The following is a 10,157-nucleotide window of genomic DNA, read 5'->3' on the forward strand; positions in this document are numbered from 1 at the left end:
TCCGGTCGCCAGCTCCCTGGGCCGTGTCCAGTGAGCCGGGCAGCCTTCGTCCATCCGTCCCGCCGCGCCCGCGTCTCCTCAGCGCGACGCGGCCTTCCGCCAGGAGTTTCCGATGTCCACCACCGGTGTCGCGTCCGCCGAGAGGCCCACCGACTCGCCGGCGCCCTACCGGTGGCGCTGGGCTGCGCTGTTCGTCATCCTCGCGGCCGAGGTGATGGATCTCCTCGACGCCGTCGTCACGAACATCGCCGGCCCCTCCATACGGGCCGACCTCGGCGGCGGCGCCTCCACCCTCCAGTGGCTCGCCGCCGCGTACACCCTCTCGATGGCCGTCGGACTCGTCACCGGCGGCCGGCTCGGCGACATCCACGGGCGCCGCCGGATGTTCCTGGTGGGAGCCGCCGGCTTCACCCTTGGCTCGTTGCTGTGCGCATTCGCCGTGTCGCCCGAGATGCTGATCGCCGCACGCGTCGTGCAGGGACTGTTCGGCGCGGTGATGCTGCCGCAGGGCCTCGGCATGATCAAGGAGATGTTCCCGCCGAAGGAGTCGCAAAAGGCGTTCGGCATGTTCGGCCCGGTCATGGGGCTGTCCGCAGTGTGCGGGCCGATCCTGGCGGGCTGGCTCGTGGACGCCGACTACCTCGGCACCGGCTGGCGGATGATCTTCCTGATCAACCTGCCGCTGGGGACCGCGGCCTTCCTCGGGGCCCTGCGCTACCTGCCCAAGGGGCGTTCCGGCGACAGGCCGCGCCTCGACACCCCCGGCGTGCTCCTGGTCTCGCTGGCCGCGCTGCTCATCATCTTCCCGCTGGTCCAGGGCCGTGAGTACGACTGGCCCGGGTGGACGTTCGCGATGATGGCCGCGTCGGTGGCCGTCTTCGGCGCCTTCGCCGCCTACGAGTCGCGCCGCAGCGAGGCCGGCCGTGACCCGCTGGTCGTCCCGAGCCTCTTCCGCAAGCGCGGGTTCAGTGGAGGCATGACCCTCGGGCTGGTCTTCTTCTCGACCATGCAGGGCTTCATGCTGGTCTTCAACCTCTACACCCAGATCGGCCTCGGCTACTCGCCGCTGAAGGCGGGCCTGGTGATGGTGCCCTGGTCGGGCGGCATGATCGTCGGTTTCGGTGTCGCCCAGGCCGTCGTCCGGTTCGGCCGGGGCGTGCTCCAGGCGGGCACGCTGGTCATGGCGCTCGGCGTGTTCGGCGTGTGGCTGACCCTCGACACGGTGGGCAGCGGCGTCGGCCCCTGGCAGCTCGTACCGGCCCTGCTCGTCACCGGCATCGGGATGGGCCTGCTGATGGCCCCCTTCTTCGACATCGTGCTCGCCAGCGTCGAGCAGCACGAGACGGGCTCGGCGTCCGGCACGATGACCGCGATGCAGCAGCTCGGCGGCGCCTTCGGCGTGGCGCTCCTCGGTACCGTGTTCTTCGGCCTGCTCGGCGGCGGTATCGCCACCGCCGTCGACCACCATGCGGCCGGCCTGCGCGGTCAGCTGAGCGCGGCGCACGTGGCACCGGCCGCCCAGGACCGCGTCGTGGCGGACCTGCGGCGGTGCGCCTCCGACCGTGCCGTCGCCAAGGATCCGGCCGCTACGCCGGCGTCCTGCGCGCGCCTGGGGAAGGACACCCGGTCCGCCGTGACGTCGCCGCAGGCCGGCGCCCGGATATCCGGCGCGCTGGAGACCACCGCGAAGTCGGCCTTCCGCACCGGATTCGGCTCCGTGATGAAGACGGTGCTGTGGATCGTCGACGGCATGCTCGTCCTGACGTTCCTGCTCTCCTTCCTCCTCCCGCGCCACGCACGGCCCGAGGGCTCCGCCGGCCACTGAAACCCGGCGGCCACGGCGAGAGGAACGGCCGGGCACCACCGCGCGGTGGTGCCCGGCCGACGCCCCTCGGCTCGCGCCGGCGCACCGCTGCGGCATACTGACACCCCACCAGTACAACAAAATGTTGAAGGAGGGGGAGTTGGCAGCCAGTTTCAGGACAGTCACCCAGGTGGGAGAGGCCCACCAAGCTCAAGCGGAAGCTCTGGGACGCGCTTTCCAGGAGGCGATCGCGCCCGCCACCGTCAACTACGACTTCGGTCACATCCGCGATGCCGCCGCCGCGCTTCCCGACAGCGACATCGTCAAGATGGTCCGCGGTTGGGGGCTCCAGGAGGAGGCGCCGCTCCTGGTGATGGCCCTGTCCCTCAAGGAGGCGGTCCGTCAGGCGCTCCCGCCCGAGGCGGCTCAGGCGTCTTTCTGGGACACCGTCGAGCACGACCTCGCGGGCGCCTTCACCCATCTCGCGGCACAGGAAGGCGAACCGGGACTGGCCTACTACGACGAGGGCCCCGACCACACGAGCTACTACCGAGACCTGTTCTTCGCCCTCCAGGACGAAGAAGCCGGCCCCTACCTGTACGCCGTGGCCTTCTGCACCGACGTCACCATCGGCTTCGACAAGTCCCGCATGCGCACCCTGGACCTCACCGACACCGCGCCGTTCGCCGTCCGGCTCAACGCCATCGTCGTACGCCAGAAGCTCGCGAACGCGGCCTGAACCTCCGGTCGCGGCCCGCCGTCCCGGGCCGCGCAATCACGCACGACTCAGTCAGCCACAGCCCTTTGGGTTCGTGGTCGGTCCAGTTGAGGCCGTACATCGCAGCCGGCGGGCGCGTCGTCGCCGTAGGGCCGGACGTCCTGTGGTCCCTGGGTTCGACCTTCACGGAGGCGCTGATCTACGACGTGCATGGCGATGGTGGAGTCCATCGTGCAGAGCAGGCGGACCGGCTCGGCAACTGCCTCACTGGCAGGTGAGACGATCTTGCGGTGGCTGGCATGATCACGCCGTCAGTGCCGTCCTGGACAAGCCCGTTCACCCGACTGAGACGGCCGAGGGCTGCATTTCGTCGCCGCCCCCGCAGACAGCGGGGCGTGGGGGAGCGGAACCCGGCGAGATCGTGTGGCGTGAGTTCACAAGTGGGACCGCATCAGCGCGAGTTGCGGTACCGGTTACTCAGGAACACTGCTCCCAGGGCTGTGATGCCGCCGCCCAGCAGACCGGCCGCTGGTCCGGCCGCTCCGTGGCCCACGAAGCACTTGGCGATCATCAGGTACCCGACGACGCCACTGGCCCCCGATGAGGACAAGGTCGACATGGACCGCGCGACCGCTCCCGAATCCCCGACACCGGCAGAATGTCATGGCGGACGTGATCGTGATCGGCGGCGAACCGGCCTGCTTCCTAGTTCACTGGCCGAGTTGTTTGTCGGCAAGTGCGGTGTCGCCCTGACCCGACAGAGAGGTAGCGACGCTGATGGGGGTGGCAACTCTTCGTCATAGGCGGACAGTGCAGCTCGTGACCGGCTGACGCCCTCTATCGCGTGGGCGGTCTGGGGCTCATGCCGGCGAAGGCCGCTTGCAGGACGCGATCGATGTAGTCGTGTGTGATCGGCTGCTGTGTGATGAGGAGTCTGTAGTACAGCGGGCCGGACAGCATGTCGAATGCCAGGTCGAGGTCGAAGTCGGGCGCGAGTTCGCCCTGGTCCTTGGCGGCTTTGAGGCGAGCCAGGGTGTCGGCGGTCTGCGGCTCGATGAAGCGCTGGTTGAGCGCGGCGGCGACTTCGGGATCATGCTGCGCTTCGCCGATGAGAGCTTGGTACAGCGGACCCCAAGGGGGCCGGCCCAGCACATCGACAGCCTTGATCATCGTCTCGCGCAGGTCGGCCACGACATCGCCGGTGTTGGAGTGGCTCAGACCTTCGGTGTTCAGGCTGAGGACCGCGTCGAGGAAGAGGAGGCCGCGGGACGACCAGCGGCGGTAGACGGTGTGTTTGCCGACGCCGGCCCTGTTCGCGACCGCCTCGATGCTGAGCTTGGCGTAGCCGAGCTCAAGGGCCAGGTCGAGTGCTGCCCTCATGATCGCATCGGTTCGGTGGTCGGTACGGCTGGGGCGACGATCGGTCATGTCGCCATCCTAACGGCACGACACGTGCCGTCTTGACAAGGGGATTGCCCGGTGATCACACTCCGACAGGACGACACGATCCGTGCCGTGCCGTCCTGCCTGTCCCATCCCGAGGGCCAAACGAGCCACAGATCCGAAGGACCGCACCTTGTCGCCTGATCCCACCCTCGTTCACCCACTGCCGGCGCATGACCGGGTGGTGTTCCTCAAGCCACTGGTCACCTCGCCGAAGATCGCCGTGGGCGAGTACACCTACTACGACGACCCGGCCGGCGCGACCGGGTTCGAGCACCTCAACGTCCTGTACGCGTACGGCCCCGAGCGTCTGGTCATCGGCAGGTACTGCGCGATCGCCTCGGGAACCAGGTTCCTGATGGCCGGTGCCGACCATCCGACGATGGGGGTGTCCACGTTCCCGTTCACCATGTTCGGCGGCCGCTGGACCGAGGAGACCCTGGATATCGTCACGTCCATGCCCAGCCGCGGTGACACGGTGATCGGCAATGATGTCTGGTTCGGTCACCAGGTGACCGTCATGCCCGGCGTGCGCATCGGCGACGGCGCGATCATCGCGGCCGGCGCAGTGGTCACCGCCGACGTTCCGCCCTACACGATCGTCGGTGGCAACCCGGCCAGACCGATCCGGCAACGGTTCAGCGACGCCGACGTCGAGCAACTGCTGCGCGCCGCCTGGTGGGACTGGCCCGCCGACCTCGTCACCGAACACGCCCGCACCATCATGTCCGGAACCCCGGACGACATCGCCCGCATCGCCACCGAGCACGGTCTGGGGAAGCCCCTGTGACCCGGGTGTCCATCGAAGAGCACTTGGTGGCCGGCAGCGCGGCCGCAGCTCCCCGGATCGGCAGCGGGGGAGGGCTTTGGCAGAAGGTCTCACGCGCCGGACAGCAGATCTGGAAGTCCGCGCGCAATCCGCTTACCCAATGGTCAAGAATCGTTGACCATTACTCGCATGCCTACCGATGATCCTCCCGAGACGTTTCACGTCACCACGGACGAGCAGCTGCGCGCCGTCTCCAATCTCACGCGTCACCGGATCATGGCCGTGCTCCGCTTCGAGCCGGCGACGATTACGCAGATCGCCGAGCGGGTGGGCCTTGCGAAGGGGAGTTCCAGCTATCACGTGCGGTTGCTGGAGCGGGCCGGCCTGGTGAAGGTGGTACGAACCCGGAAGGTGCGGGGAGTCAACGAGCGGTACTACGCAATGGCCGCGCGGGCGATCGTGCTGCCGGATCCGGGCGAGGGCGGGCCGGATGTGCTCATGCGGCACGCGGTGGCGGATCTGGAGGCGTCGCCGGTGGATGGCGAGCGGCACGTGCGGATGGCGCATCTGCGGCTCACCGAGGAGCAGTTCGCGGAGCTGGGGGCGCGGCTGCAGGCACTGGCGGACGAGTACCGGGAGCTGTCCGATCCGTCGCTGCCGGACGCGTCACTCGTCTTTGCACTGTTCCACCCCGCATCGCTGAAGCAGGCCGAAGGAGATGCCAAGTGACCTCAGGCGTTCGGAAGTTGCCGACCGGCTTCGGACGGCTGTGGACTGCGCAGACGGTGTCCTCGCTCGGTGACGGGGTGACGCACGCCGCGCTGCCGCTGCTCGCCTTGACGTTGACGCGGGATCCGATGGCGCTCGCCGTCGTCACGGCCGCCGGAACCCTGCCGTGGCTGCTCTTCGGGGTGCTCGGCGGTGCGCTGGTGGACCGCTGGGACCGCCGGCGCACGATGTGGGTCGCGGACACGGCACGTGCGGTGCTGCTCGGGATACCCGCGGCGGCGGCCGTGTTCGACGTGCTGAGCATTCCGCTGCTCGCGGCCGTCGCCTTCCTGCTCGGTCTCGGCGGGCTCTTCTTCGACACGGCCGCCACGGCCTATCTGCCGGATCTGCTCCACCGCGACCCCGCACTCCTGGAGCGCGCCAACTCGCGCTTGCGTGGCGCCCAGACCGCCATGTCCGGCTTCGCGGGGCCGCCTGCGGGCAGTGCGCTGCTCGCGCTCGGGCGGGCGGTTCCGCTGCTCGCCGACGCGGTCTCGTTCGCGCTCTCCGCCCTGCTCGTACGGTCGCTTCCCGCCATGCCCCGGCCCGTGCCGGAGGTCCGCGAGTCGCTGCTTCGGCAGGCGCGGGCCGGAGCCTCGTACGTCTTCCGCGACCGAGTGCTGCTCGGCCTCGCACTGCGTCCGGCGGTCGGCAACGTCGCCTTCCTCGCTGTGGAGACCGTCCTCGCCCTCTTCGCGCGCGACCGCCTCGGCATCGGCACCTACGGCTTCGGCCTGCTCCTCACGGCGGAGGCCACCGGCGGTCTGCTCGGTGCGGGCATCGCCTCCTTCCTTGGCCGACGACTCGGCACCGGCGCCGCACTGACCTGCACGGCCGCAGTCGAAGGGCTCGCCATCCTGGGCCTTGCCGCTGCCCCGAACCCGTACGTCGCCGGCCTCGCGCTCGCCGTCTGCGGGGCCGGCATGGGCGCCACCATGGTGCTCGGGCCCTCCCTCAGGCAGGCGATCGTCCCTGCCGACCTCATGGGCCGGGTCGCCTCCACCTCCCGCATGCTGGCCATGTGCGCTGCCCCGTTCGGGGCCTTCCTCGGCGGCTGGCTGGCCACCAGCTACGACGTACGCACGCCGCTCTACGCCGCCGCCGTCCTCCTCCTGGCGATGACGGCCGTCACGGCATCCATGACCAGCAACCGCCGGGTCGAAGCGGCGCTGCGTGGCGCCGCCCCGGCCGATGATCCAGCCCACCCGGAATCCCGGAATTCCGCTCAGGAGCATGCCATTTAGTACTCCAGCAGCACTTTGACGTCTTCCCTGGTCAGGGGGGATTTGGGTAAGTGTAGTGGGCTGAGTTCCGGCCTATGTTCTCTTTCCCGGACCGCCCCTCGATCGTGTGCAGCCGCCGCTGATAGTGACAACGGGCCGGGCAGCCTCCCGGTGTGATCGACGAGCGTGCAGTTGAGATCTGGAACGACGAGCTCGAGGAACTGTTCCTGCGTACCGGCCACCGCTTCAGGCGCGTCGAACCGCGTCGCCTCGAATCAGCCGAAGTCGTTGGTCTGGTCGCTCGTTGTAGGGCTGGTGGCCTGCCACTGCTCGGGACTCAGCAGGCGTGTGCGCGCGGCTAAACGGCGCAGGGCGGCGACGGCGCCTTCGTCGAGTTGTGCCCCGCTACTTTTGGTGGTGCATCCAGCCGCACACGCCGGTGGTGTGGTGGATGCAGTGATGTGCGGTGTTGGTCGACGGGAGCGTCACTGCGGACGCGGCCGGTGCACTGAAGAAGACACCGGCCACGGTGATGGCCACCGTTGAGACAGCAAGACGAGCGCGCAAAGGAACCCCCTTTGAGATCGAGCGGCATCGTCGGCCGGTTGCCGGGGCCCAGGTACGGCGGCTGCGGCGAGGCTGAGGCGGGTGTCCATGTCGAGGTTGACTTCTCCGTACGGGCATACGTGGGACCAGAACAGCGGGGTCAGGCCGCGCCGGTCGGCGGACGTGAGGAGGCCCGCCCACTCGGCTTCACCGAGGATGTCCTGGAGCATCAGGGCATTTGCTCCCAGCCGTGCAGCTGCACAGTGCCCGCCCCGTGTGTCACCCGGTCCCTCACCCCGGCATGGGCCCGACAAACGGGGTAGCCGGTGTCAGTGCCGGCTTGTGACCGGTCGGCGGGCCGCGGATGGTACGTACCGCCAGCCGGGACATGGTTCCTGAAGGACAACCAAGCGCGACTCGGCCCGCACTGTGATGTGCGGGCCGACGCCCTTCTCATAGCCGGTGGATCGATGCCGGTTCAGTCCCAGTTGCACTTGGAGTTGGTGAGCGGGTCCATGGCCTTCAGCCACGAGATGTCAGGACGCCATGACTCCAGGTCCCAGGACTCGCCGCCGGTCCAGCCGCCGGGCTTGGGGACGGAGAACATGACGTGGCAGGCGAACTGCTTGTACAGGGAGCTGTTCTTCGTGTCGGTCATCGCCCACGGCTGCGGTACCCGCTGCCATGCCTGTTCCCACTCGACGGGGATGAGTGCACGGCCACCGGCGCGTCCTTTCAGCGTGGGCCAGGTGCGCACGACGAAGGTGTCCTGCCACTTGTCGAGGGGGATTTCGATGCGGGTCTCGTTGATCAGGTCGGCTGCCTGGGACGCGGGGTCGTCCGCGACCGTACCGTAGTAGCCGACGCACGCGTGAATGCAGCCTTCGATGTTGTTTCCGTCGGGGTTATAGAAGATCGTTTGGAACTTGGAGAACCGCTGGTAGTTCTCTTTGTTGTCGTTGTCCCAGTACACATCGGACGTCGGGTAGCCGAAGGCACCGGACTCCCAGTTGTACGCCGACCACACCCAGCCGATCTTTCCGGAGACGGCGTGGGCGCCGTGGGACAGGGTGGGGTGCCAGTACATGGTGCCGCCTTCGAACTGCTGGCGCTTGCCCTCGCTGTCGGGGTTGGTCAGTTCGTCGCTCACGGGGTAGCCGAGCTTGCCGGCTTCCCAGCCCATGTCCGACCACTTGTCGCGTATGGCGCCCCATACGGGGTGGGCGCCGGTGGTGGAGGTCCAGTAGATCGAGCCGTGGTCGAAGGTGTTGTACCGTCCGCGGCCGTCCGGTGTGGTCAGCTCCCCGGATGTGGGGCACCCGAGGACGCCGCCTTCGCCTCCCAGTTCGTTGTACTTCGTGAGGATGGCGCCGCCGACTTCCTTCCCGCAGACCGAATCCGCAGACGCTGGGGTGGCCTGGAGGCCGAGTGTGAGGCAGGCAGCAGTGGCAGCGACGGCTAAGGCCTTGGACATCTTGTGTCGCTTCATGGGTCCCCCTTGAGAGAAGTGACTCGACAACTTGGATAGTGACACTTCCCAATGAGGGGCTGATAGTGGTTCAGGTGAGATGGCTGGATCGGATCCCTCGTGTAGGAATCCTCTGGGATCCATCACGAAACGTCGGGTTCTCCAGCAGTGCGTCGAGTACCCTCGCCACTCTCGTCAGGTGTCTGCGGCCAAAGGTTGTCCTACCTTCACGACGTGGGTCTGATCACGCCTGGCGACACCCCTGTCCTGTCCCACCAGGTCCTCGAACGACCGCACCGCCGCGGGGTGGAGTCACCTTTGTCCCGTGGAGAACAGGGGCCCTAGTCAGGCCCAGCAGCAGCCGCTAGCCTCGTTGCGGCCGTGAAGGCAGTGGGGTTACACGCGGCAGCGACGGGGGCTTGTGAGAAGTGACGCTGAACACCGACGGCCCGGAGGCGGCTGACCAGCTTCGTTCATTGCACGCCTGGTTGACTGATGTCGACGAGTTGAGAGGCCGAGTCGGCTGCAAGGAGAGCCCACCCGAGAAGGGCACGCTCGGACCTTTGCTCGAGGCGCTTACGGTGGCCCTCGGTCCCGGCGCCGCGGCGACCGCGCTGGCCACGACCGTCATCGCCTGGCTGCGTACCCGGCGCAGTGAGATACACATCAAGGTGACACTCCCGGACCGCCGTTCGCTGGGACTCTCCGCCAGGAACGTGGCTGATCTCGACGCGGCAGCCCTACGGCAGCAAGTGGCCGATGTCGCGATCCTGCTTGGCGCACAGGACGAGCAAGGAGACGTGACCTTGGAGATCGCCCCGGTCGAGCGCCGCGAGGACCGATGACCGATCTGGACGGCGCGGGTGCACAGGTTCTGCTGATCGCTACTGCGACGCACCAGGACGGCGGACTGCCCTCGGTACCCTCGGTCGCCGACAGCTTCAGAGATCTGCGGACGGCTCTGATCGAGCGTTGCGGGGTGCGCCCGGAACATGTGACGGCAGTGCTCGACCCGGCTGACGCCCAGAGCATGGCCCTCGCCGTGGCAACGGCGGCGAAGCGGGCCGTCACCGTTCTGCTGGTCTACTTCATCGGGCACGGTCTGCTTACCCCGGGCGGGGATCTATTTCTGGCCGCCAGCAGCACCGCGGAGCTCACTCCCGGTATGGCCGAGCACCAGGCGTACTCCTTCGCCGCCTTGCGGGAGGCGGTGCTGGCGAGCCGGGCGGCGTCCAAAGTCGTCGTGCTCGACTGCTGTTTCTCTGGGCGCGCGTCGCTCGGCGGCACCTCATTGATCACCGCTTTCAACGCGGCACCCGGGAACGGGATGTATCTCCTTGGGTCGGCGGAGCTACTGGCCCGCGCTCCGGAGGACGCCGAGCACACCACGTTCACCGGAGCGTTCCTGGAGCTGTTAG

General features: G+C 68.2%; 10 protein-coding genes. 8 read left to right on the forward strand and 2 right to left on the reverse strand.

Annotated features, from left to right (window positions below):
- Window positions 1-112: 112 nt before the first annotated feature.
- Complete coding sequence (locus tag ABB07_RS38550; RefSeq protein ID WP_208903067.1) at window positions 113-1,825, forward strand: MFS transporter; 1,713 nt, start codon at window positions 113-115, stop codon at window positions 1,823-1,825.
- A gap of 139 nt (window positions 1,826-1,964) precedes the next feature.
- Window positions 1,965-2,543 (forward strand): Type-2Aa cytolytic delta-endotoxin, encoded by a 579-nt coding sequence (locus ABB07_RS38555; RefSeq protein WP_208903068.1) that lies wholly within the window; start codon window positions 1,965-1,967, stop codon window positions 2,541-2,543.
- Between the two features lie 816 nt (window positions 2,544-3,359).
- Here the strand turns inward: ABB07_RS38555 and ABB07_RS38560 are convergent.
- Window positions 3,360-3,950 (reverse strand): TetR/AcrR family transcriptional regulator, encoded by a 591-nt coding sequence (locus tag ABB07_RS38560; protein WP_208903069.1) that lies wholly within the window; start codon window positions 3,948-3,950, stop codon window positions 3,360-3,362.
- Window positions 3,951-4,098: 148 nt separating this feature from the next.
- Here ABB07_RS38560 and ABB07_RS38565 point away from each other — a divergent pair, with 148 nt between their 5' ends.
- The 4 genes from ABB07_RS38565 to ABB07_RS38580 all read left to right on the forward strand — a co-directional run bounded on the left by ABB07_RS38565 (window position 4,099) and on the right by ABB07_RS38580 (window position 7,087).
- The gene (locus tag ABB07_RS38565; protein WP_208903070.1) at window positions 4,099-4,755 is read left to right on the forward strand and encodes a CatB-related O-acetyltransferase; all 657 of its coding nucleotides are present in this window, start codon (window positions 4,099-4,101) and stop codon (window positions 4,753-4,755) included.
- A gap of 168 nt (window positions 4,756-4,923) precedes the next feature.
- The gene (locus tag ABB07_RS38570) at window positions 4,924-5,463 is read left to right on the forward strand and encodes an ArsR/SmtB family transcription factor (RefSeq protein ID WP_208903071.1); all 540 of its coding nucleotides are present in this window, start codon (window positions 4,924-4,926) and stop codon (window positions 5,461-5,463) included.
- On the forward strand, window positions 5,460-6,746 hold the full coding sequence (locus ABB07_RS38575; RefSeq protein WP_208903072.1) for an MFS transporter: 1,287 nt from the start codon (window positions 5,460-5,462) through the stop codon (window positions 6,744-6,746). The genes ABB07_RS38570 and ABB07_RS38575 overlap by 4 nt, the downstream gene beginning before the upstream one ends.
- 152 nt (window positions 6,747-6,898) lie before the next feature.
- Window positions 6,899-7,087: a hypothetical protein gene (locus ABB07_RS38580; protein ID WP_208903073.1), complete on the forward strand. Its 189-nt coding sequence runs from the start codon at window positions 6,899-6,901 to the stop codon at window positions 7,085-7,087.
- A 662-nt stretch (window positions 7,088-7,749) separates the two neighbouring features.
- On the opposite strand, the gene ABB07_RS38585 is transcribed toward ABB07_RS38580, so the two are convergent.
- Entirely contained in the window at window positions 7,750-8,760 is a 1,011-nt protein-coding gene (locus ABB07_RS38585) for a DUF2599 domain-containing protein (RefSeq protein ID WP_208903074.1), read from the reverse strand.
- Between the two features lie 407 nt (window positions 8,761-9,167).
- Here ABB07_RS38585 and ABB07_RS38590 point away from each other — a divergent pair, with 407 nt between their 5' ends.
- Both ABB07_RS38590 and ABB07_RS38595 read left to right on the forward strand, forming a co-directional pair.
- A complete protein-coding gene (locus ABB07_RS38590) occupies window positions 9,168-9,584 on the forward strand; it encodes an effector-associated constant component EACC1 (RefSeq protein WP_208903075.1) in 417 nt (138 codons plus the stop codon).
- Window positions 9,581-10,157 (forward strand): caspase, EACC1-associated type (locus ABB07_RS38595; protein WP_208903076.1); only part of this gene is annotated, 577 nt, incomplete at its 3' end. The genes ABB07_RS38590 and ABB07_RS38595, both read left to right, overlap by 4 nt.

Origin of the sequence: Streptomyces incarnatus (assembly GCF_001027185.1) — a bacterium.
Taxonomy (GTDB): Bacteria; Actinomycetota; Actinomycetes; order Streptomycetales; family Streptomycetaceae; genus Streptomyces; species Streptomyces puniciscabiei.

What these genes read in the sequence shown, in the direction of transcription:
- ABB07_RS38550 (WP_208903067.1), top strand. Translation starts at nt 113, where the DNA reads ATGTCCACCACCGGTGTCGCGTCCGCCGAGAGGCCCACCGACTCGCCG.
- ABB07_RS38560 (WP_208903069.1), bottom strand. Translation starts at nt 3,950, where the DNA reads ATGACCGATCGTCGCCCCAGCCGTACCGACCACCGAACCGATGCGATC.
- ABB07_RS38570 (WP_208903071.1), top strand. Translation starts at nt 4,924, where the DNA reads ATGCCTACCGATGATCCTCCCGAGACGTTTCACGTCACCACGGACGAG.
- ABB07_RS38585 (WP_208903074.1), bottom strand. Translation starts at nt 8,760, where the DNA reads ATGAAGCGACACAAGATGTCCAAGGCCTTAGCCGTCGCTGCCACTGCT.